Origin of the sequence: Candidatus Uabimicrobium helgolandensis (genome assembly GCF_041508025.1) — a bacterium.
GTDB classification, from domain to species: Bacteria; Planctomycetota; Uabimicrobiia; order Uabimicrobiales; family Uabimicrobiaceae; genus Uabimicrobium; species Uabimicrobium helgolandensis.
This window is the reverse complement of the sequence record NZ_CP165719.1, coordinates 587,795-611,808: the sequence shown is the minus strand read 5'-3', so window position 1 is coordinate 611,808 and position 24,014 is coordinate 587,795. Positions and strand designations below refer to the sequence as shown.

The 24,014-nt window shown below is 35.3% G+C and carries 14 protein-coding genes; 5 read left to right on the top strand and 9 right to left on the bottom strand.

Annotation, left to right across the window (positions count from 1 at the left end):
- Window positions 1–36 precede the first annotated feature (36 nt).
- The gene (locus UABHE_RS02140; RefSeq protein WP_372368543.1) at window positions 37–663 is read right to left on the bottom strand and encodes a metallophosphoesterase; all 627 of its coding nucleotides are present in this window, start codon (window positions 661–663) and stop codon (window positions 37–39) included.
- Window positions 664–829: 166 nt separating this feature from the next.
- Here UABHE_RS02140 and UABHE_RS02135 point away from each other — a divergent pair, with 166 nt between their 5' ends.
- Window positions 830–6,373: a carboxyl transferase domain-containing protein gene (locus UABHE_RS02135; protein WP_372368542.1), complete on the top strand. Its 5,544-nt coding sequence runs from the start codon at window positions 830–832 to the stop codon at window positions 6,371–6,373.
- Here UABHE_RS02135 and UABHE_RS02130 read toward each other — a convergent pair.
- The 5 genes from UABHE_RS02130 to UABHE_RS02110 form a co-directional block, all read right to left on the bottom strand.
- Entirely contained in the window at window positions 6,321–6,755 is a 435-nt protein-coding gene (locus UABHE_RS02130; RefSeq protein WP_372368541.1) for a hypothetical protein, read from the bottom strand. The genes UABHE_RS02135 and UABHE_RS02130 overlap by 53 nt on opposite strands.
- Window positions 6,756–6,847: 92 nt before the next feature.
- Window positions 6,848–8,965 (bottom strand): response regulator, encoded by a 2,118-nt coding sequence (locus UABHE_RS02125; protein WP_372368540.1) that lies wholly within the window; start codon window positions 8,963–8,965, stop codon window positions 6,848–6,850.
- A 35-nt stretch (window positions 8,966–9,000) separates the two neighbouring features.
- Complete coding sequence (locus UABHE_RS02120; RefSeq protein WP_372368539.1) at window positions 9,001–11,373, bottom strand: ATP-binding protein; 2,373 nt, start codon at window positions 11,371–11,373, stop codon at window positions 9,001–9,003.
- Window positions 11,374–11,746: 373 nt separating this feature from the next.
- Window positions 11,747–12,346: an FHA domain-containing protein gene (locus UABHE_RS02115; protein WP_372368538.1), complete on the bottom strand. Its 600-nt coding sequence runs from the start codon at window positions 12,344–12,346 to the stop codon at window positions 11,747–11,749.
- Between the two features lie 44 nt (window positions 12,347–12,390).
- Window positions 12,391–14,787, bottom strand: a complete 2,397-nt coding sequence (locus tag UABHE_RS02110; RefSeq protein ID WP_372368537.1) for a GAF domain-containing protein — start codon at window positions 14,785–14,787, stop codon at window positions 12,391–12,393.
- A 144-nt stretch (window positions 14,788–14,931) separates the two neighbouring features.
- Between UABHE_RS02110 and UABHE_RS02105 the strand changes: the two genes are divergently transcribed.
- Window positions 14,932–16,152, top strand: a complete 1,221-nt coding sequence (locus UABHE_RS02105; protein WP_372368535.1) for a hypothetical protein — start codon at window positions 14,932–14,934, stop codon at window positions 16,150–16,152.
- Between the two features lie 81 nt (window positions 16,153–16,233).
- On the opposite strand, the gene UABHE_RS02100 is transcribed toward UABHE_RS02105, so the two are convergent.
- Window positions 16,234–17,865 carry an alpha-amylase family glycosyl hydrolase gene (locus UABHE_RS02100; protein WP_372368534.1) on the bottom strand — a complete coding sequence of 544 codons (1,632 nt, stop codon included), beginning with the start codon at window positions 17,863–17,865 and terminating at the stop codon, window positions 16,234–16,236.
- Between the two features lie 49 nt (window positions 17,866–17,914).
- A complete protein-coding gene (locus tag UABHE_RS02095; protein ID WP_372368533.1) occupies window positions 17,915–19,897 on the bottom strand; it encodes an LTA synthase family protein in 1,983 nt (660 codons plus the stop codon).
- A gap of 127 nt (window positions 19,898–20,024) precedes the next feature.
- Here UABHE_RS02095 and UABHE_RS02090 point away from each other — a divergent pair, with 127 nt between their 5' ends.
- Together UABHE_RS02090 and UABHE_RS02085 are read left to right on the top strand one after the other, a co-directional pair.
- Complete coding sequence (locus tag UABHE_RS02090) at window positions 20,025–20,657, top strand: glutathione S-transferase family protein (RefSeq protein ID WP_372368532.1); 633 nt, start codon at window positions 20,025–20,027, stop codon at window positions 20,655–20,657.
- A 387-nt stretch (window positions 20,658–21,044) separates the two neighbouring features.
- On the top strand, window positions 21,045–21,986 hold the full coding sequence (locus tag UABHE_RS02085) for a sigma-54 interaction domain-containing protein (RefSeq protein ID WP_372368531.1): 942 nt from the start codon (window positions 21,045–21,047) through the stop codon (window positions 21,984–21,986).
- Between the two features lie 5 nt (window positions 21,987–21,991).
- On the opposite strand, the gene UABHE_RS02080 is transcribed toward UABHE_RS02085, so the two are convergent.
- Window positions 21,992–23,104 carry a hypothetical protein gene (locus UABHE_RS02080; RefSeq protein WP_372368530.1) on the bottom strand — a complete coding sequence of 371 codons (1,113 nt, stop codon included), beginning with the start codon at window positions 23,102–23,104 and terminating at the stop codon, window positions 21,992–21,994.
- Window positions 23,105–23,262: 158 nt separating this feature from the next.
- Between UABHE_RS02080 and UABHE_RS02075 the strand changes: the two genes are divergently transcribed.
- Window positions 23,263–23,991 (top strand): hypothetical protein, encoded by a 729-nt coding sequence (locus UABHE_RS02075; protein WP_372368528.1) that lies wholly within the window; start codon window positions 23,263–23,265, stop codon window positions 23,989–23,991.
- Window positions 23,992–24,014: the final 23 nt, after the last annotated feature.

The following is a 24,014-nucleotide window of genomic DNA, read 5'->3' as shown; positions in this document are numbered from 1 at the left end:
ATATGTCTGTTATCTGTACTCAAAAGTCTTGTAAAACTAATTCGTAGCCACGACACAGTTGCTCCCTAAATCCCAAAAAATACCATGCGGCCCAGCATTAATAATATAACTATTCTCAAATTGTTCTATTTGTCCTTCACTACCATGAATATGACCACAAACAAGCAATTGCGGATTTTTTTCTTCGATAACACTACGCACTGTTGAACTTCCTAGGCTTTTGCCTCGCGAAGAAACATCTACAATTCCTTTGGGTGGTGAATGGCTTATGATCACCGCATTTCGAGGGCATTGCCTAAACAACTCTTGCGCTTGTATTTCATCAAAATCAAAGCTCCACGGGCCAAATGGTGTCATGGGAATTCCTCCACCAACACCAAAGAATTCTACATTTTGCACCTCACAACCATTTCCATGTAAAACATAGACGTTCTCAAAGCCTTTACATTCCTGACGCAACGCGTTATTTGTTTCATTATTTCCTGGAACAAAAATCATTGGCACAGAAATATTTTTTAGAGTATTTAAAATATTGTTTAAGCCACGATGGGCGTTACAAAAATCTCCGGCTCCTATTACAATATCGACATTTCCTGCCATATCCACTAATGATCTTGCTGCTATATTGTTGGAATGTAAGTCACTAAAGAGTAGTAATTTCATGTAAAAATCTCGCTTATTTGTAAAATATACCTTGTCAAAAGTAGCATTATTGTTACAATTTGCCTCAAACTGTAATTTCTACGCTGTATGGCTTAAGATCATAGTTTATGAAGTTTGGTAGGAGGTCCTTAAGCCAAGCAGTAACAATATTATATACAGGAATGTTATGAATAAACAAAAAGGAATATTAAAAAAGAACGCACGCATTGCGATTATTAATCGCGGCGAAGCGGCTATTCGCTTTATTCGTGCTGTCAACGATTACAATTTTTTGCATAACACCAAACTCAGCACTATTGCTTTTTACATACCAAACGAAGAAAATTCATTATTTGTAAAACGTGCTAGCGAAGCTTATAATCTCAAAGATTTTGAGAAAAAAGCAAGCACAGGAAGCCCCTATCTCAACTATAACCTACTACTCAATGCTCTCAAAAAAACTAAATGTGATGCTGTGTGGCCAGGATGGGGTTTTGTCGCAGAAGACGATAATTTTGTTTCTCTGTTGGAAGAAAAAGAAATTTTATTTCTAGGGCCATCGGCAAAAGCAATGGCAGCACTTGGAGATAAAATTGAAGCAAAAAAAATAGCAGAGAAAGCAAAAGTACCTATTTTACCATGGAGTAAAAAGGCGATTAAATCTGTGGAAGAAGCACAAAAGTTTGCAGAAAAAATAGGTTATCCTGTTATCCTCAAGGCGGCAAACGCTGGCGGAGGACGCGGAATACGCATGGTTAAAAATGCCTCGGAACTAAAAAAACAGTTCATCTCTGCTCGCGATGAAACTATACGCATTACCAATAACGATCATATCTTTATGGAGCGTATGGTTGAAAAAAGTCGCCACCTCGAAGTGCAAACGGTTGTTGATTCCCACGGCAACGTAAATACTTTCGGAGTTCGCGATTGTTCTGTACAACGCCGTAACCAAAAAGTGATCGAAGAAACTCCGCCACCGAATTTTTCACCTAAACTCATGGAGAAAATTCAAAAAGATGCTGCTAAACTACTTAAAGTAGCCAAATATCGTAGCGCAGGAACCGTTGAATTCATCTATGATGTTCCGCGTAAAGAGTATTACTTTATGGAAGTAAATACGCGCTTGCAGGTAGAACATCCTATTAGCGAACAGATTTATCAAGTAGATTTAGTACAAGCACAGCTAGATGTAGCTTTTGGAAAAGAAGTCAAATTTGACTGCGCACCTCGCGGTCACTCTGTAGAAGTCAGACTAAATGCTGAGGATCCAGAAAACGATTTTATACCAGCTCCTGGGCTTATTTCCGTTTTAAAAATGCCAGCAGGCTCCGGAATTCGCGTTGATTCGGGCGTTGAACAACACAGTGAAATTCCAACAGACTTCGATTCAATGATCGCAAAAATTATCAGTTACGCACCAACGCGCGAAATGGCAATGGCAAAACTAAAACGCGCACTACAAGAAATGCACATAAAAATAGAAGGTGGTATCACAAATCGCGCTTTTTTACTAGAGCTTCTAAATTCAAAAGAAGTTGTTAATGGTATTGCAGACACTAAATTTATCGAACGTTTTTTACATAAAAAACGCGAGCAAGGAAAATCTTGGCATATTGCTCTTGTTTCTTGTGCTATAGAAAGTTATTTACGTGAATATCGCGAAGAGTTGCAAAACTTTCAACAGCAATTCTCTAAGAGTGGATACTTACACAATGTACCTTCTCCTACAGGTAAAGAAATTGAACTGCAACTGCAAGGAAACGACTATGTATTCTTTGTTAAATCAGTAGGTGGAAACGTTTTTCATATTAATATTGACAAAACTTTAGTTGTTGTCTCATACCTACCAAAAGATGAGCAACGTATTTTGATCTACGAAGGAAAGCGTTTTGTCATTCAAAACATCGAACGCGGTGACACAATTATCTGTGAAGTAGATGGAGTTCCCCATCCAATTGAAATGGATTCTCAAGGGGTTATCAAATCTGCAGCCCCAGCGATGGTTATTGATGTAGTAAAAAAAGAAGGAGATACTGTTCAAAAAGGTGATGTTATTCTCACTCTCGAAGCAATGAAAATGGAAACGGCAATTTTTGCTTCTGAAAGTGGTGTAATCAAGTCTTTTTATGTACAAAAAGGTGAGCAAGTCGCTGCAGGTCAGCCACTTGTTGCTGTAGATTCCAAAGAACAAGATAATGCAGCTGCCACTCCTAAGAGTAAACGTGTAGATTTTAAATCTCTCACTAAAGGAAAAAAGTACAAAAACAAAAGCGAGAGAAAATGGGAAATACTGGAGAGAGAATTTTTAGCGATTTTCTTAGGCTACGATGCTATAAAACAAACGGCAATGTGGGGAAATCTACAAGCTTTTGTTCATGAAAACCCCTCTTATCAGAAAAAATTGTACAAAACACTCACCAAAGCTATTGAAATTTTTATCTCTATTGAAAGTTTATTTTCTTCTAAACGTTTTAGTACAGAAAGCTCTGCCCAAGCTCTTAACTGCCAAGAACTTCTAGCACATTTCTTCAAAAGAACAGAAGACCGCGAAAAAGGCCTTCCCGAAGCATTTATACAACGTTTAGAAAAAGCAATCCACTTGTATACATATCGTAGTCTTAATCACTATGAAACAACAAATCGTGCTATTTTTCGTATATACAAGTCCTATGCTAACTCCGCTGCTAAAGCGTCAGTACTCCAAACAGTACTATTCTCACTAAAAGACATTTCTTTTTTCCAAAAAGAACGCTACGATCACGATGACCTTGGAAATATTTTAGATAGGCTTATCCGCGAAACGCAGTTGACTTATCCAAGTTTAGTTGATGGCGCTTTTCACGCTCGTTATCACTTAGTCGATGGTCCAAAGCTCGGAGAAATTCGCTCGGAAAACCGACAAGAACTACTGGAAACGTTTGACATTCTTCTTGATAACGAAACGAGTGATCCTGAAAATTACGAGCAAAAAATTATCAACTCTGGAAATTACATTAACTTTGATCTCATCAACCTAACTTTTGATAAAGACACTGATAAAAAGAAGCTAGCTTTAGAATTATTGGCGAAACGCTTTAATCGTTATCGAAAATTCCACAGTGGTAAAGTAGTTCAACAAAACAATAGCTATTTCTATCACTTAAAATATACAGAAAAGCGTAAAACAGTGCATTTTATTCTTGGAGTTATTTCCACGATTAAATATCAAAATCGCATCAGCGATTTTTATGAATACATAGAAAAAAGTAAAGTAGACTCTCCAGAAGTAATGCTTTTTGTATCTTCTCCAGGGAATAAAGATGAGAAAAAAGAAGAAGATTTCATTGCAAAACTAGAAAAATGTTCGCAACAAATAGATCTTTTCTATTTGGGATTTTTCTATAAAGACCTACAATTCACTTATCGTACTCTAGAACAAGATAGTGATTGGATGTGGACTGAAAATGAACACCGTCGTTATTTTAGTCCTCTTATTTATAACGAATTACGTGTCGCACGTCTGTGTAATTTTCATTTAGAATTACTTTACAGAACCAAAACAGTGTACTTACTACGTGCCACTGCTAAAGATAATAAAAAAGATCAGCGTATATTTGTACTATGTAATGTAACAGATACAGTACCTCAATACGACGAAGATCATTCTATCACTGCAATTCCAACATTAGAACATAGTATCACAGAAGCAATCTATGTAATTCGCACTTATCAAGCAGCATACGGAACAAGGTTGTATTGGAATCGCATTATTATGCATATTCGTTCTCCTCTAGACATAAAACTTAAATTGATAGAAAAATATGCCAAAAAATTGGCGCCGCGCTTTTACGGTTTAGGTCTAGAGAAAACTGTTATTTATGCACATACTGACCGCGAAAAACCCGACAAAGAAATGGAATTCTTATTTGAGAATATTTCAGGATTACATTTTTCCATACGTGGACGCCAGATATCAAATGCGCCATTAGAGCCTATGGACTACTACGTAGCGAAGAACGTACGCTGTCGTCGTCGTGGAATTGTTTATCCGTACGAACTCATAAAAATGCTTACGCGGCCAGGGCATTCGAATGCAGAAAACTTACCGCGCGGTGTTTTTAAAGAACTTGATCTACAGTATGATGAAAAAAGCGATCAACATCGTCTTCTTTCTGTAGCTGATCGTCCTTATGGAAAAAACAAAAGCAACATTATCTTTGGTACAATTATCAACTTCTCTAAAAATCATCCATATGGTTTAAAGCGTGTTTTGATTTTAGGCGATCCGAGCGGAGATATGGGATCACTTGCTGAAGATGAATGTCGTCGTATCAATGCTGCTATTGACTTTGCTCAGGAACGAAATTTACCTGTTGAGTGGATTCCTATCTCCTCAGGAGCAAGAATTGATATGCAAAGTGGTACCGAAAATCTTGACTGGACAGCAAGCACCTTGCGTAAGATCATCGAATTCACTCAGCAAGGTGGTGAAATCAATATGATCGTCGCCGGAACCAATGTTGGTGCACAATCATATTGGAACGCTGAAGCAACAATGCTAATGCATACTGCTGGTCTACTGATTATGACCAGTGACGCTTCGATGTTACTGACAGGAAAAAAAGCATTGGACTTCTCAGGAAGTGTTTCAGCAGGAAATAACTTAGGAATCGGTGGCGCGGAGCGCATTATGGCTCCAAACGGTCAAGCACAAATTTGGGTAGAAAATTTGACAGAAGCTTATCAGGTTTTATTTCGCCACTATGATGTTACTTATCGCGCTCCAGGATCAGTATTTCCAATGAAACGCGAAACTAAAGACCCAAAAACACGTAGTGTTAGCGAAGCGCCTTACCAAGATTCTCTAGGACAAGGTTTTACAAAAGTAGGCGACATCTTTAGTATAGAATGTAATCGCGAGCGCAAAAAACCATTTGATATGCGTCAAATAATGGAAGCTGTAGTTGACCGTGATTTTGGCCACGTAGAACGCTGGCAACTAATGAAGAACGCCGAAATAGCTGTTGTTTGGGAAACGAGAATAGGAGGCTACTCTGTTGGGCTAATCGGTATTGAAAGTCGCCCTCTTACAAGAATAGGTCCTCTAGCAAATGATGGTCCTGAAACGTGGAATGGCGGAACTTTATTCCCTAAATCATCGCAAAAAATTGCACGCGCGATCAATTCCTACAGTGATTGTATGCCACTAGTTATTCTAGCGAATCTATCGGGTTTCGACGGATCTCCTGAATCTTTGCGTAACTGTCAACTAGAATACGGTGCTGAAATCGGCCGCGCAGTTGTCAACTTCAAAGGTCCTATTATTTTTGTCGTCACCGCACGTTACCATGGCGGCGCATACGTGGTATTCTCAAGATCACTGAATCCATACTTACGCGTAGCTGCAATTGAAGGAACATATGCATCAGTAATTGGCGGTGCACCAGCAGCAGCGGTAGTATTTCCGAAAAAAGTACAAAAAGATACCTACAGTGACTTAACAGTAATTAACGCTCAAAAAGATTTAGTTGCTGGAAAGATTTCACAAAACGAATTCAAGCAGATTTTTCAAAAAGTATACACAGAAAAACAAAATGATCTAGCCCAAGAATTCGACAGTGTCCACTCTGTGAAACGAGCGCAAGCAGTGGGATCGATTCACGATATTATTTCAGCAAAGAATCTACGACCTTATATTATTAAATCGCTAGAGGAGATGACCGAAAAATATCTAACTGATATCGACTTGTAGGTTTATATTGATTTGTCAGTTTTAGTTTGGGCACAAATTGTGCCCAAGCTAAAAACTGATTTTTCTCTGACACCAATTTTGCTCTGACACCAATTTTTTGCTCTGACACTATCAATTTTGCTCTGACACCAATTTTGCTCTGACACCAATTTTTTGCTCTGACACCAATTTTTTGCTCTGACACCAATTTTTTGCTCTGACACCAATTTTTTGCTCTGACACCAATTTTTTGCTCTGACACCAATTTTTCAATTTTTTGCTCTGACACCAATTTTTTGCTCTGACACCAATTTTTTGCTCTGACACCAATTTTTTGCTCTGACACCAATTTTTTGCTCTGACACCAATTTTTTGCTCTGACACCAATTTTTTGCTCTGACACCAATTTTTTGCTCTGACACCAATTTTTTGCTCTGACACTATCAATTTTGCTCTGACATCAATTTTCTCTGACACCAATTTTTTGCTCTGACACTATAAGTCATTTTCGAATAAATTGCTGCGTTTCGTCAATTCGGGTAAGTTTTCATGCCACCATTTTTCAGCATCTCTCTCGTTCCATGCATCTTCCAATTGCATTTTATCTAAAAAATCCCATAGTTCTCTTGCACTAAAACGCTTTTGTGGATCTTTTTCTAAGCATTTCATAATCATTGTGTCCATTTGTGGTGAGATTTCGAAATTGCATACTACTGATGGAGGTTCCGGTTGTAGTTTGACATGGTCTAGGAGAATTTGCATTATTTTCTTTGATTTTATAACATTACAACCTGTTAAAGCCCAATAAGCAACGCAGCCTAACGAGTAAATATCACTGCGGTCGGTAATTTTCTCTTTTCTTGAAAGGGCTTCTGGTGCGGTATATAATGGCGTTCCTAAAAATTCAGAACTACTTGTCACATTACCATAATCTTCGTTACTTATTTTTTTAGCAATGCCAAAATCGAGTATTTTCAAAAAATCGTACTCAATCCCTAGTTTACATACAAATAAGTTTTGAGGTTTGATATCGCGGTGAACGAGACCGGAGTCGTGTGCTTCCATGAGCGAACGACATGCTTGTTTCAATAGCATGATCAAGCGCGATGGTTTTATTGGTCCAAAACGCAAAGCCAAGCTATATAAATCAAGTCCTCGTAGTAACTGCATTACATAGTACAGAGCGCCTTTTTCAGTGATACCGTAGTCGTATAGTTTTACAGTATTTGGTGAAAGTAAGTTTGCTGTGGCTTTCGCTTCCAACTGAAAACGCTTCAAGGCACTTTCTTTTTTCTTACTGTCTCCTAGTACATCTGTACGAATCAATTTTATGGCTGCTGGCCGCGCTAGCAATTGATGTTTAGCGCGCCAAACTTCTCCCATAGCCCCTTCGCCGATTTTCTCAATTAAATGATAACGGTCAACTGTTTTTCCTTCTTGTAGAAATTCTTCACCTATTTCAAAAATATCGCCTTCGTTTAAAATTACATTGCGCTCTAATACACTTTGTAATTCACGAATATTTCCTGGCCATGAATATTTCTCTAAACGCTCAATTGTTTTTTCAGAGATTGTTTCGAATGATTTTCCTAGTTGTTGTGCGTACAATTTAGCAAAGTACTTTACTAAAACAGGGATATCAATACTTCTTTCCACCAAAGAGGGTATCTGTAAAACATTTTTCTCAAGAAAGTTTAGTAATCGCGGATTAAAATTGAACTTTTCAGGATGTAGTGATAACTTTACCGGACTGTAAGTAATCAAACGTACATCAGGCCTTATCTCTAAATTTGATGATGGATCGGCCAGTTTTTCTAATGAATCAAGCATTTTTGATTGCATAGCAAAAGGAAGTTCGTGAACGCCATCTAGATATAAAGTTCCACCATCGGCAAGATGGAATTTGCTAATAAAAGAACCATCGGGATTATCAAGCGAGAAAACACCTACATCTTCCATTTGCACTTGAATACAATTTATATAGATAAATGGTTGTTTTGCACGCGGAGATAAATTGTGAACAGCGCGAGCAATCGCCTCGTCGCCACTACCTGGCAACCCGACAAGTAACAAGTGATCATCTTTTTTTCCGTGGACAAATATCGCATCGCGAATTTTTCGTATAGATTCACTTTCACCAAGAAGAGAACCATCCAAGCGACTACTTGCTTCTTTAAACAATTCCTGCGTTACTCGCAGTTTTTGAGTCAGAGTGCGATTGCGCCTTGCTAGTTCTTTTTGCAAATAGCGCATAGTCAAATGTAAATTGACACGTACAAGTAGCTCTGTTGAATTGAAAGGTTTAGTCACGTAATCTACAGCGCCGAGTTTGAAACCTTTCACTATATCTTCAGAGTCTACTTTTGCTGTAAGAAAAATAACGGGAATATCTTTACTGTGAAGAGAATTTTTTAGTCTTTTGCAAGTCTCAAATCCATCGATTTCTGGCATCATAATATCAAGTAAAATTAAATCAATATCTATTTTTTGGGCTATTTTGAGCGCTTGGATACCATTTTGTGCGATATTAATCTGGTAGCCTTCGTTTTTTAAAATGGTTCCTAATACTTGTATATTTTTAACTGTATCATCGACAATCAAAATACGGCTCATAAATAACTCCCTAATGTGAAATATTAATTAAAGCGTTAACCCTCTAACTCTTGAATAATAGTTTCGTATTTTTTTAAGGTTTGCATAAGATTTTCCAAATCGAACATACTCGCCTGGTTTTGTAAGTCTTTTCCCCAAAGAATTAAAGGTTGGTAGTTGTGCTCACTTCCTAAAACTTCCATTTCGCAACCAAATTGTTCAATACCATTGATATCTAATGTTTCTATGAGTTCTACGCATTGTTGTTTTTTTTGAGATAGAATATTTAAAATCGTCTGTATGTCTAGCTCGCCAAAATTATGTTTATTATCATTAGACTTGTTTTCTGTGGATACTAATTGTACTATACCGCTATCCATAGTGTGTGGTAAAAATTTTGTCATTTCTTCAATAAGTCTATTTTTAGCAACCGGTTTACTGAGAAAACCATCGCATATTTTTTTAAGTTGTTCTTCGTCTTGCTTCATAGCAGAAGCCGTTAGAGCCACAATAGGAATAGTTTTTGTCGTTTCAAATATTTTTAACTGACGCGTTGCTTCATACCCATTTATTACTGGCATTTTAATGTCCATAAAAACTAAATCGGGAAGATGTTCCTTTGTCATATTGATCGCCTCTTCACCATTTTTTGCTTCTATAAACGTAAAGTCATAATTACCTAGAAATAGTTTTACCAAGTCACGGTTTATATCTATATCATCCGCAATCAAAATTACTGCCGCGTGAAAAGAGATTTGACTAATATCTAATTGAATTTTCTCTTCTAAGCTAGAAAGAGGCGCCATTTTTACACTTGGTAAGTGTATGATAAATCGGCTTCCATGAGTTATATTATCTTCGATATAAATATTTCCCTCCATCATTTCAACAAGCCTTTTTGTTATGGCAAGACCTAATCCCGTTCCTCCAAATACAGCATGACTCTGCCCTTGTTGCTGTTCAAAAGCGTTAAAAATAATTTCTTTCTGTTCTTGAGGCACACCAATACCAGTATCTTCAACAGCGATTGTACAAGAAACATACTCCTCCTTTAATGCAGTTACTTTTACTAATATTTTTATGTACCCTTTATCTGTAAACTTTACAGCATTACCAATAATATTAACTAAAACTTGACGTAAGCGAACTTCGTCGAGAATAAATCCATCTGAAATATTTTCATCAATATCTATATAAAAATTAAGTCCTTTGTTCTCTATTTTTGTTATAAAAATTTGTTTCATTTCATTACATAGTTGACGAATATCAACAGTAGTGTATTCTAATTTCAATTTTCCCGCTTCAACTTTTGATAAATCAAGTATGTCATTAATAAGACTAAGAAGAGACTTACCGCTAGTTTGAATGGACTGTAGATACTCTTTTTGCTTTTCATCCGTGATCAATTCACTTAGAATTACCGTAAATCCGAGTATGGCATTCATCGGAGTTCGTATTTCATGACTCATATTTGCTAAAAATTCGCTTTTTGCCTTATTCGCCATTTCAGCAGCAACTATTGCTTTTTTTAATTGTATTTCAATATTTTTTTGTTGCGTGGTATCGCGCATAATAGTCGATAAATATTCTAGCTGTCCATTAGTTGATTTATGTGACATCAAGATTTGCGAAACGGGCAATTCTTCTCCGTCTTTTGTGGACATCAAGTTTTCCCCGCGCCAAATTCCGCGTTCTATAGCAACAGGCAAAATCTCTTTTTTCATATGTTGTAAAACATGCTTGGGGTGGGCATCGGAGATTTTTTTTTGCGACAAATCTCCTTCCCATCCTAAAATTTTGCGGCCAGCGTGATTAATATACATAACTTTGCCATCTGGAGTCGCTGTACTAACAATATCACTTGTACTACCGATAATTTGTAGTAAACGTTGTTGTACAGATTCAATATTTTTGCTTTTCGTGATATCTCGGCAAGCTAAACGGCTAATCGCTTCATCTTCTTCGTTTTCAATGTTAGCTTCAACTAAAACATAGAGATTTTCACCATTTTTGCGACGAATTATGAGCTCGCCATTCTCTAAACAGCCCGTTTGTCGTAGTTCAAATTTTATATCGACAAGTTTATCAGAGCCAAAAATAAAGGCATCATACTCTTCTCCAACTAGTTCACTGACATCATATCCAGTTTTACTACGAAATTTTTCATTACACCTAGTAATTTTTTTGGTTACTCTGTTTATCGAAATATACATATCAGGAGCTTTTTCATATAACCTATCATGCTGTTTTTCTAAAAAGTTATTTTTATCTATTTGTTTACTAAGTTGAGAGTAAGTGCTTTGATAACTTCTAAAAACAAAGCTTATCGCTATTGTATGTAATACCGCAAAATAGTAGTAACCCTGATATAGTAGAATAATAATTCCCAAATAGACTATTATCTTTACTAGTTTACTTTTCTCGGACAAAAAGAGCTCCTTTAATAACAGTTCCCAGAATGCTGTTAGATCAGGTAGTTTAACAAAAATGATACTTCTATATTCGAATTTCGCGAAAGGTGAAAATAAGTGACCTGCCAAAAGTATTTACCCATTGGCATTTTGTTCTTTAATTTTCTAGCTTTGTTGCTCCTCTGTTACGCAGCTACGGCTGCGCGCCTTCGTCGCGCCGCGCTATAAAAATAAAGCCCTGTATTCAACGGGTAACTACTTTTGTCAAGTCACTTAGAACTTCTTTCGAACCAACATTCACCCCACAAATATCGGATTAGATACATCATTTGTGAAAACCTAGATTTTTATAGGTCGTAACTTAACCTTACTCATATAGAACGCCTAAAAATTAAAGAGATGCCATTGGCCATAGTTTATTACTTGTCTTATCTTTTAAAAAAATCAAACCATGTTCACCAAGATCGTTATCTATTAATACTTCTAATACTTCTTTCAGAGCTTTTCCTACATCAACTGATCTTTGCTCCAGATGATATTCTAGTATTTTTTCAACTTCATAAATGATAGCTTTGTATTTGTCCGGTGTTTTTGTGTTTTCTATTGTTGATAAAATTTCTTCGAGAGTACTATTCACCGCTTGGGTACTTGCAATTATAGGAGTAGCATTCATTTCACTTGGATGATTAGAGTGCGGCGGAACACAAGCATCCTCTTCCCCAAACAGAAACAGAATATCTGCTACTGTGATCATATCTCCATGGATCAGTTTTGTTTTTTTTGTAATCGAATGTCCATTAACTAAAATATTTGTTTCTACAGGAAAGACAAAATATCGTTCGTTTTTTCTCTCAATTTCAAATTCAAAATTACAAGTACTTAGATCACTAATAACAATATCGCAAGTTTTAGCTTTACCAATAATATTAATTTCTTTTAAATTGAAAGTCTTGCCTGATTGCGGGCCATCCATAATAATGAGTAGTGCCATTATTTTCCTTTAAAATATAAATACATGATCTGCTTGGTAAAACATTATAAAAAATCATCTGCTAATTTCTTGGCAAGTTTATAACGTTTTCGGTGAATCATATTATCTTGCAATTGTTTTTGCAATTCATCGTTGTCACTTTTTATCGTATTTTTAATTTTTCTTATTAAACGTCTTTCTAACTCAATATCACACAAGAAATTTGACTTATTTGTATAACGACTAATTTTTATCTCACGTATAATATCTGCTGTTGACCAGAGTCTTGGAGTAATTAGTTTTGAAGAGTTGGCAATCACTTGTATTAATCTTTGTAAATGGTTGCGATTACTGTTAATACACGTTTCTAAATCTTTATAAGTTCTAAGTTTTTCTCCACGCCATTTTAATTCTTGTTCATAATCTTGTAATTCTGTAGGTACCTTTTTTTGTTCTTGTTCGCAAAGAAACTCAATAACCTGCACAGTGCTATCTGTCATGTTTAAATACATCTGTTCTATTTCGCCGCGATTGTATTTCATGAAAAAAACTACCACTATTAAGTCTTTCCAAGACAATAAAACATCTAAAGGATTCGGAATCAAACCAACCAAAAAGTCTTTGATTGATTTTTTTGTGGCCTGCGTTATTTGTGAAGTTGTCAACAGTGCAAGATCCTGCTTAAATTCATCCAAGTTTTTTCGTATATCGAGAGCTAACTCTAAAGCAAATGTTGGCTGATTTTTTTCCTCAATATAGCCAGAAAAACGAAAGAAACGCGAAAGTAATACCCGATTTTGTTGCCATTCATATGCTATTTCTTCTACTAGCTGTCCTGATTTTTGACGTTGCACCCGACGTTGTACACTTTTGGCAAATTTCCAAGAATTAAAAACAGTTTTTATTATACTAGTAAAAAACTCTATTAAAGTATCAAAAGCATTAGCAACTGCTATAAATTTCAAGCCAATAGTTACCTGTATCCAGCGTTTTAATTTCCTTGATTGTGCAACTAGTCTCTCTATTGGACCAGGGCGCATTGCATCATCACTTAACCATTTTTCAAAAGATGGGAATGATAGTGTTGATTGCTTGGTAAAATTTTCTAATATCTTTTGTGGATTTTTTGTGGATGCTACTAAAAAGCAAGAAATTTTATAAATGGTTTCAAAATAGGTACATTCAAAGTTTTGTTGTTCAATTTCATTAGCTATTTTTTGTAAATTTTTTTCAAAAGAGCTCGATTTATCGACGCGTTCTAGTAAATATACTGCCATCTCTTTAATTAATTGATTTTTTTCGTCATCAGCTTTATTCTCTAACGCTTTTTTGTCGTATACATTTTTAAGAAACGTAGCCAATTGAGAGGCTACGGCTGTTACCAAGGCTAGATCATCTTCTTTGAATCTTCTATTGAAATTTTCTAGATATATTAATCCTTGTAAATCTCCATCTTTCTCCATAATAGGAGCAGAAATAGTAGATTCTATCTGTTGATTAACTATGGAGACAGACATATCACCATAATCTCCTTTTGCATCTTCAGCTAAAGTAGCGCTCTTATTTTTAATAGCATTATTTATAAGTTGTCTATTTGGGATTATCAATTTTGTTTTTCGTTCTTTTTTCTTTTTCTTGGCTGGTATCTCAACTACTTTTTCTTCTAGAGATTTTGGTTCGGGAAACTTGTAGGTTGTAATGACTTGTTGAAATTCTTCTTTGGTGCCCTGTGGTATTTCTGGCATTTCTAATGTTTCTAATTCTTTACTTTTTTCTACTTTGGGTAAAGGCGTAACATGTTTTTTTGGAGTGAAAAATATATCTGTAACTAAACTTGCAACAATGTGCAACAAACACATTATGTAAGGTTCAGATTTATTACGCAATATTTCGCAGTAAATAGCTCCGATAATAGCTTGTTCTTTCTTAATAGGAAGACAATATTTCATTTTATTTTTTTTATAAGACCAGGCTACATGATTTTCATTTGCAAACATTTTTTGCAAAACAAAACGCCGAAATGGAAAATTTAGTTTTGAAGAATGTGATAAACTTTGAATAGAACCGCGAACAACAAGTTCTTTTGAACTGGCTATAGACCACACGCTAATATTACTAATATTCGGGATTTTCTGTGCAATTTCCGCTAATATATAATCGATCAGTGCTCCAATAGGACAACCGTAATGTATTTTTTGTTCTATTTCCAAAATAATTTGCATATAACACAATGCATCTGGTGATCTTTCAATACCTTGCCATTTATCTTGCGGAATTTCAATGTTTACTGGGTAAAGAGGTCCTAAAAAATTATCGCATTTGTGTAAATGGCTATTGAGAAACTCTTCTATAGAAAAATTTTCGATGTATTTTTGCGGCATACTCAACAGTAGTTCTTTTAGCTCAGTTACTTTTTTAAAAAGTAAGGAATGCATTCTCTCTTTGTTTTTTGTTTCTAGCATTTAATATCCTAAAATTACAAGGCGCTTAAATCTTAATTATTTTACTTACAGCTTAGTTAGCTAACCGTATTATCCTAGTTATTCTTTTAAATATCGAAACGCTTACGTTCTGAAACACTTACGCTCTAAAGCAAAGGTTTATTTATGTTAAAAGCATTTTTTTGGCTAGTAAAGATGTATCGGCGGATGTTTCATTTTGTCCTTGGATTTTGTGGATTCATTATTTTAGCAATGGTTCTTGCCGATTTAATCGGCATGAGTAGTAATTATTTTGAGATACATCTACACAAAAATTTTTGGAATGACGTAAATACGTTTGCTGTTGGAGATCAGGATTTAGCAAGTTTAGAAGAGAAATACACAACAACTTTTTCTTCTCTCGCTGAACAAGCTTTTTGGATGTTTTATCCAAGTGAAAAAACAATTACTTTTCGCATCAACATGCAGCTTTCTATAGGAAAATCAGTATACGATAGTATTCTTATCATGTTGTTTATGTATTTTCTATTTTGTTATGTAATTCGCTCGTTGTTTTGGTTTTATTGTGAAGAGCATTGTTTAGATAGTGATCTATTTTTTGGCTTTTCATGGAAAAAATGTTTCTCTTTACTATTTTCTACTTTGGTAGTCGCATTGATATCGTGTATTAATGCCTATTTTGAGCAGTCTAATTACGCAGTTCCCTTACTTGACCTTATTATACTGTATTTTGCTCTATCCTACACATCTGCTATCTGGTTTTTAGTAATAAAATTCATTATTGATGCTTGGTACTTAAAAAAAGGTATTGATCCACATACTATTTTTAAAGACGACATTATTGCAATGATCATAACACTAATATTGTTAGTTTTTTATGGCAACTCGCCATTATGTATTTTATCTGAAATCGTCGCTGGTGGAGCACCATTTATCATCTTTAAAATAATGCTACGTTCTTATCCTCAACATTCTGTAAAAAATAAAAAAGAGCATTATGCTGCACAGGCTAGTGAATACATACTCTCTTTTTGTTGGTTGATATTTATAATTGTTCTCATCATGCGTTTTTCAGCAGGAGCAATGTTAGTTGATCATATAGAAAGTTATGAACATCTGCGCTATGAAAAATGGAGTGAGGAACTATGGACAGCTTATATTGATGAAAAGACATTCAATGAAAAAAATATACAAAGACTTGCTTTTTCTCAAGACAAACGACATAAAAACGTAGTAGCGACAATGTACGCTTTACAAAAAAAGAAAAAGGAAGCTTATTTTTATGCAAAACAAGCTTTTCCCGAAACTTCCAAGCGAGTTTCATTTATATTGATGAAAATAAAACCTAAGACAATTGAAAAAATGCTTATCCAAGAAAAACCATAAGTAAGTGATCTGACAAAAGTAAGTGACTTGACAAAAGTAGTTCCCCGTTGAATACTTTTGGTGGGTCACTTAGAAACATGCCTACATATATAACACCGTTTGGTATGGTTTTAACATTTGTAGCGAATTTTCAGTAATCATATCTTCACATACAAAATTGATTTCATTCCCACTGAGATTATGCACAATATTCAAACTTTCTTTACTACCTTGGCGGCAATAGGCAAGTAGATTTTTGCTGATGTGTGAAAGATCTACAAATTCTATATTGTGTGAATAAAAACAATCCGACAGTGAACGCAGTTTTAGTATATTCTTCACGTGAGAATGCACTTCAACACTAGTATCTTTTAACGTTTTCTGTTCCCAATTCATACGACTACGACATAGATTCCTTGTATCTTTAAATCCTGTACGTGCAATAACTTCTTCATAGAATTCTTTATCATTCCGCATGGCAATTTCATCACCATAATAAAGAACAGGGGTTCCAGGCAAAGTTAGAAGTATAGAAAATGCTAAATTAATTTTAAGAGTATTGTTGTCTAGTAAGTCACTCAATCGCGCCGAAATACCATTTTTATTGCGAAAGCTCCACTGGGGGCTCTTACAATAATGCTCGTAAAGTATTTTTCGTTCCTTGTCATCACTCATTTCGAGAGTAAGTTCGTCATGACAACGTAAAAAGACAAACCACTGACATGTTGATGGAATTTGCTGCGTCTGTTGCCAAATATTGGTAATATAACGAGGGTCTTGCTTTGCAAGTGATAAGAATATTTTCGGCATTAATGGAAAATGATAGGCTGCGTGACATTCATCCCCGCTAGCGAAATACTCTACAGTTTGCGATGTTGGTTGGCAAGCCTCTGCTAATAACAATGTTCCTGGTTGTATCGCGTCGAGAGTTGCGCGTATTATTTTAAGTATAGTGTGGCATTGTGGTAGGCTTTCGCAATTTGTTCCTTCTTGTTTCCACAAGAACGGTGTTGCATCCAAACGAAACCCATCAATAGCGAACTGTTTCCAGAAAACAAAAACACGTATAATATATAAAAGTACTTGCGGATTGCGATAATTCCAATCAGGTTGTTGTGGGTAAAAACGATGTAAATAATAACGATCTACCTGAGAATTGTACTTCCAATTACTAGTGCATGTATCTTCGAATATGACGCGCGTGTCATTATATTTATTTTGGTCATCACTCCATACATAATAGTCATGATACGGTGAATCGCGAGATGTACTTGCTTGTTGAAAGAATTCATGCTCATTAGATGAATGATTCAAAACAATGTCAATCACAACACGAATACCAAATTCATGAGCTTTGTCGACAAAGTTTTTAAAAACTTCAAGGCGCTGTACTTTGGTTTTATTCTTGTCAGCAACAAGATCAGAACGAATAGACATATAATCAGATACATCATAACCAGTGTCAATCATTGGAGAATCTAGAATAGGTAATAACCATAAACAGTTAATCCCCAAATCTTTCAAATAGGGCAATCGTTGTTGTAATCCTTCAATAGTATCATCAAAAAATTGCACATATAATGAATAAACGACTGCCTTCTGATACCAATATTTATCGTTGTATCGCTGAAAATCTTGTGTTTTTTGTTGCCCAATATAATGTAGCAATTCTTTTAGCGTTTCTTGCTCATTATGTCCATAAAGATCGTGCCAGAGTTTTTGAATATTTTGCATTGATTTTTCCCATATTTAATTGAGGTATTGACATTTAGGCTAGCACACCTTACTTAGTGACTCGTAGGTATTTCGTCAATTCATAAAGACCAAAACAATATCGTTGAAATTTTGTGAAGTCCTCAGGGAAAGAACCTTGTATATTTTGTAAAGGATCAGAACTATTTATATCGTACAAACATTCTTTTTCGCGATTTATAGATGCTACAAAATAAAACTCCTTGCCGATTAAACCTATTTCGTGGGTATTGTAATTTAACGTGAAAGCATAACGCGTGTTGGCAAAGCGTTTATCGAACAAATTACGCCCGAGCCCCTTATTGATATATGATATAGAAGTAAAACTTGCAAGTGTTGGCAAGATATCAACTTCGCTAGCGACAGTATCATAAACGTGTGGTTTCACGATCTTAGGAGCATAAATTACCATTGGTACATGAAAATGAGTTAGATTCAAAAGATGTTGCGATTTGGGCATATGCGCTGCACCAGCGCTAGGAACTCTTTTTCCATGATCACCAAAAAAACAAAAGATAGTATTGTCGAAAAAAGGATCGCGAATTTGCTGTAAGAAGACACCCAAACTATGATCCAGAAAACGCATAGAATTGTACGCCTCCTTGTGTTTAAAGCCTCCTTGTTTTGCCTGTTTTTTAGAGATATTCTTCGTGACAAAACCACGATGATCTTTTGGAATTAAGAAAGGACTATGGTTTCCAGCTGTTTGAATAAAAGTTATAAATGGTTTATCTCTAGACTTTTGCTTTACTGTTTTGATAAATTCTTCAAAGAGATGTAAATCACTAATTCCCCACACATCAAATTTGGGAGAAGTATACATATGTTCTTCGTAAAGCTGCAGATTCTTTATGTTATTAGAAAGTATTCCGCGGATGTTTCCCCAACTCGCACTACCACCCAAAAAATAGTATTTGTTATAGTCATCAAAAGAATTGACAATAGTTTGCTGTTTGACAAGCATCGGATTTCGAGAGGTCGAACGCACTGCTCCGATATCTGGCAAACCAGTAATCGCGGTAAAAATAGAACGTGCCGTATTGCGATGCGGTGTATAAAAACGCGAGAAATAAATAGACTCTTTCGTTAGTTTGTCGAAATTTGGTGTTGGTTGTAAAGGGTTGTTTGACAGTCCCATCAAATGGAAAGCAAATGACTCCATGAAAACAATAACTATATTTGGACGACGATTTTGGTGTTTGGCTTTTACATGCCGCACAAAATTCATATCATTTTTGTCTTCAACTCCTAGGTAATCACTCATTAAAGAATAGTTTTCTTCTATTTTTTTTATGTCAAAATCTGGCTCTTCACGAAAACAAGACTCAACAAAAAGTAAAACCGGATTAAGAGCTGTATTTGAAACAAAAGAATTAGATGAAAAATAGGCGTCACTCCAAAAAAGTGGATAACGAGCCATTTTTCCATATAAACCCAAAGCGCAAAATAACAAAACTGTCGTAAATACAATGATCGTTTTTTTCAAAGAAATAGATGCAACTTGGCTTTTAGAAATTTTATTTATTAAAATTTTATACCCAAAAAACAATGGTAGAATAACAAAAAGTATCCCCGATACAATCAGCAACGTAGGGTAACTACTAGCCATCATTCCTAGTGAAATTTCAGGATTATAAAAAAATCGCGCGACAACTATTGTCAATCTATTTCCCAAGTAATCATAAAAACCAAAATCAATAATAAAGATAATAACAACAGCAAAATTCACCACAACAAGGTACAACAACCACCACCATCGAGCGTATTTTTGACTAAAGGAATCTAAATTTTTATGCAACAAACTAAAAATGAAAACGGGGAGGTTCAAGCACAATGCTAAACGTAGATCAAATTTAAAGCCTATGTAGAAAGCGTATAACAGATCGCCTAAAGAACAATTATTTTCATAATTATAAATACAAAAACATAAACGAAGTAACGTGAATACAAAGATATTTATAATGGTTAGAAGCAAAAATAAATTTAGGTTTTTTTTAAAATTTGTAAATAGCAATTTATTTCCTTAATAGCAACGAAAATTGTAAAATATATTTTTATGCTAGCATACAAATATGAAAAAAAAAGAACTTCTCGTCTATGATTTTACGAAATTATTACAACACTTTTATTCGGAGATATTCATGTTAGAACTATATGGATTTAACGAGTCGCGTTCTCATCGCACATTATGGGCTTTGGAAGAACTGGGAGTTGAATATCAATATACAAATTTAAATTTTATGAAAGGGGAACATAAGTCTCCTGAGTTTTTGGCTAAAAATCCTGGAGGAAAAGTTCCGGTATTAATTGATAACGGTTTTGCCTTAGCCGAATCAGCAGCAACAGTAACTTACCTTGCTGATAAATTTCCTGAAAAAAACCTTGTTCCTAAAGCAGGTACAAAAGAAAGAGCATTGTACGGGCAGTGGATTGCATTCGTAATTAGCGAACTAGAACAACCTCTTTGGACTATGGGAAGACACAAGTTTATCTATCCTGAAAATAAAAGAATACCGCAGGTGATGGAATTAGCATTGTGGGAATTTGATAACCAACTCAAAATTCTCGCAGAAGGCTTGGGAGACAACAACTACATGGTAGGAAATCAATTTTCAATGATAGATATCATGATCGTTCACACCGTTTCTTGGGCAAGAAAATTTCAGGTCCCTATCGGTGATGAAAAAGTAAATAAATATGCAGATAGTTTATTAGAACGCGACGCCCACAAACGTGTGCTTGCTGTGTATGAAAAATATCCGAATCAGCAGTAATTTTGAGGATTCTGATACTAACTAATAAATTTAGAAAACGACACAAGGATAAATTCCCTGTATATGTTAGTTCTAAATATATGTAGTTTGTATTAGATTGTTTCTTCAAGGCTAAATCTCAGGGCGGCTTTATACCTGCCCTGAGCTGGTACCTCACACTCCTTAGAGAACCTATCATTTCTTATACTCATGCTTTTGGTTTCCTATTTCAGGTATTGTGTTTTCAATTGAAATGATGCCATAATCTGTAAATTTATGACATCTTCTTTTCGGTACCAAAAAGAAAACTACCAGTTTATTTTCCCCCTGAAAATCACTGTTTTGTCGAAGTGTGTGATATATTGCATACATCAGGTAAAAATGTGAATTATTTTTCAGGAGACCGCAATGACAGATATGAAAAAAATACAACGTATGGGGAATATTATTTCGCGTAATAGCGAAATGCATAAAATTTTCGATTTGGCAATACAAGCTTCGCAATCTAATATACCTATCCTGATTACTGGGGAAAGTGGTACGGGAAAAAGTGTTCTTGCCGAAGAAATCCATTTGATGAGTAGTGTTGATGGAGAATTTGTTTCGGAAAACTGCGCAGCGTTTACTGAAACGCTTCTTGAAAGTGAACTATTTGGTTATAACAAAGGTGCTTTTACAGGAGCGAATGTTCAAAAAAATGGACTCCTTCAAGCGGCTAACAACGGCACTTTATTTCTCGATGAAGTAGGCGATATGCCTTTGGCGATGCAAGCAAAACTACTATGTGCCTTAGAAAAAAAAGCTGTGCGTAGAATTGGTAGTTCTTCTTGGGAAAGAACTGATTTCCGTTTAATTTGTGCAACAAATAAATCATTGCCTGAACTTGTAGAACAAAAATTATTTCGCGAAGATTTACTTTATCGTTTACGAGGAATTGAACTTCGTCTTGTACCGCTGCGAGAACGCAAAGAAGATATTCCTTTGTTATTACAACACTTTTTACAAAATAATCCACTTGTAAAACGACGAAAAATAACTGGTATTAGTCGTGAAGCGCAAAATATATTTATTAATTATAGTTGGCCAGGAAATATTCGCCAATTATGCCACGAATTTTCCTTGGCCATTGCTCTCAAAAAATCTGGAAATATTATCGATGCAGATGATCTTTCTTATGAAATTATCGGAAAAAATTCTCCACAATATCGAACTTTAAAACAAGCTGTTGTTGAATTTGAAAATCGTTATATTGAACAAACGTTAAAAATCGTTCGCGGTAACAAAAGCAAAGCTGCTGGACTCCTTGGTATTTCACGCCGCTGCTTGTATTATAAAATAGGCGTTTCTTAAAGATGCTATTTCAAATACATTGGTCCTGACAAAATCCACAAACTGCCATCTTTGTAAACTTCGGTACGGTATACTCCCTTGCCTGGAAGCTCCGAAGAGAAGTGACTTCCAGTTTTTTTAGCAATTTCTTTACCGTTGCGTAGTATGCGAATAGTCGCTGTCGCTGGGAGATGGATTTCGAGATTTGCTTGTTTGTTATAGGGAACATTATCACCAATAATTGCCCAATTATCAAGCATACCATAACGCATAGAAAACCCTTTGCTTTCACCAAGATAATCAAAAGTAATAAAAGTTCTTCCGCGTTCTAGAGCATCAAAAATAGAGTCTTGGTCTAATCGTTTGGCTAAAATTCGCGTAGAAAACAAACGAAAAAGAGGTGGATAGTCATTGAGTGTACGCCACAATATAGTCAGGTTGGCGTGGGCATCATGTCCAGCAAAAGGAGTCATTTGTTTTCCTGATATTAGCTCTTTGTCCCACCTAGCTAATTGCATTTCTGGAGTGCTTATCGTTGATTCTAAGAAGCAATCTAAGGGATAAAATAAAAAACGCCATAGCAACATAAAGCGATTGGCTCCTGTAAATTCAGCATGCAAGTTATAGGCTTCAAATCCTCTAAATTTTGCCAGATCTTGAGTCGGAGAGAGCCGCTCTACATGCCCAGCAGTTAGAAATCCATCCTGTTCAATAAATTGATCTACGCGCTCTTCGTAGGGCATATTTTTCTCATAGTCTTTTAAAAAACCGTTTCCTAAAACAGAGGCCTTACGACGTTGACCTTCTGCTTTAGGAAATCGCGTTTCTACTCCAGGAATAAAGAGTACACCTCCATGATCCCCGCGTGGTGAATCAGCGAGTATTCCATTTGCGTAATGGTCATTCATAAAAACAATATTAAATCCTTGTTCTCTTGCTGATTGTGCAATGTAATCAATTTCCCCTTCGGAATCATGGGAAAGATGTGAGTGGCAGTGAAATACTGCTCGGTATTCACGTAATTCACTGTCCATAGAAGAGGGAGATCCTCCTCTACTTACACTTACACCACTTGTGGGAATAATTAATGTGCAACCACAAGTAAAAAGAGTCATAATGAGAAAAATAGCTTTATTCATAATGTTTGCTCCCAATAACAATTTAATAATTTATACGATATATGTTATAATTAGTTAGTGCCAAATTGTTTTGATATTCTATTTGATTCTAACATAACTAAGGGGTTTGGAAAAAAACAATGTACCAAATTCATTAGTCTTTATAAGGAAGTTTTGTCATGCGATATTGGTTTTTTATTTTATCAATCACGGTTTTCCTGTCTTCACAAGAAACAATAGTCGCTACATTGTTACAAAAAAATATCTACATGAAAGATATTGATGTCTCTGAAGAAGAAAAACAGCAATCTAAAAAAGAGTATTTTACAAATGATTCGCAAGGCTACGAGAATTGGTTGTGGGAAAGTCGCGCTCAAAACTTAAGCCCAAAGATTATTGGTAGTTTATTTAGTAAATATGTAAAAGACAACAATCTTACACCAACAAAAGCAGATATTAAAGCGTTTTATGTTGATAATAAAGCTCGCCAACAACGGTTGAAAAAAGAATATGAGCAAAAAAAGCAACAACTACTAAAAAAACTTGAAATCGCAAAAGACAAAGAAAAAAAAGATATTCAATTTAAAATAGAAAATATAGAGTATGAAATAGAAACACAGAATATGAAGGTCTCTGAGTGGATTGTTTCTTCTTTTATTCGTAGTTGGAAAATGAATAATTCTATGTATCAAAAGTATGGTGGTCGTGTTATTTTTCAACAAATGGGGCCAGAACCTTTAGATGCATATCACGCGTTTTTAAAAGACAGCGAAAAGCACGATAACTTTCAAATAAAAGAAAAAAAATTAAAAAAACATTTTTGGCATTATTTTACTTTTGACAAAATGCACCGCTTTTATTCGCAAGAAGAAGGAAAAAAAGTAATGACGAGTCCTTGGTGGAAGTAGATAGTGAGAAAAAACTTCAATGT

Bases quoted from the DNA above. Each gene is read 5' to 3' on its own strand.
- UABHE_RS02100 (WP_372368534.1), bottom strand. From the start codon at position 17,865: ATGCAAAATATTCAAAAACTCTGGCACGATCTTTATGGACATAATGAG.
- UABHE_RS02135 (WP_372368542.1), top strand. From the start codon at position 830: ATGAATAAACAAAAAGGAATATTAAAAAAGAACGCACGCATTGCGATT.
- UABHE_RS02105 (WP_372368535.1), top strand. From the start codon at position 14,932: ATGTTAAAAGCATTTTTTTGGCTAGTAAAGATGTATCGGCGGATGTTT.
- UABHE_RS02115 (WP_372368538.1), bottom strand. From the start codon at position 12,346: ATGGCACTACTCATTATTATGGATGGCCCGCAATCAGGCAAGACTTTC.
- UABHE_RS02125 (WP_372368540.1), bottom strand. From the start codon at position 8,965: ATGAGCCGTATTTTGATTGTCGATGATACAGTTAAAAATATACAAGTA.
- UABHE_RS02080 (WP_372368530.1), bottom strand. From the start codon at position 23,104: ATGAATAAAGCTATTTTTCTCATTATGACTCTTTTTACTTGTGGTTGC.
- UABHE_RS02075 (WP_372368528.1), top strand. From the start codon at position 23,263: ATGCGATATTGGTTTTTTATTTTATCAATCACGGTTTTCCTGTCTTCA.
- UABHE_RS02085 (WP_372368531.1), top strand. From the start codon at position 21,045: ATGACAGATATGAAAAAAATACAACGTATGGGGAATATTATTTCGCGT.
- UABHE_RS02140 (WP_372368543.1), bottom strand. From the start codon at position 663: ATGAAATTACTACTCTTTAGTGACTTACATTCCAACAATATAGCAGCA.
- UABHE_RS02110 (WP_372368537.1), bottom strand. From the start codon at position 14,787: ATGCTAGAAACAAAAAACAAAGAGAGAATGCATTCCTTACTTTTTAAA.
- UABHE_RS02090 (WP_372368532.1), top strand. From the start codon at position 20,025: ATGTTAGAACTATATGGATTTAACGAGTCGCGTTCTCATCGCACATTA.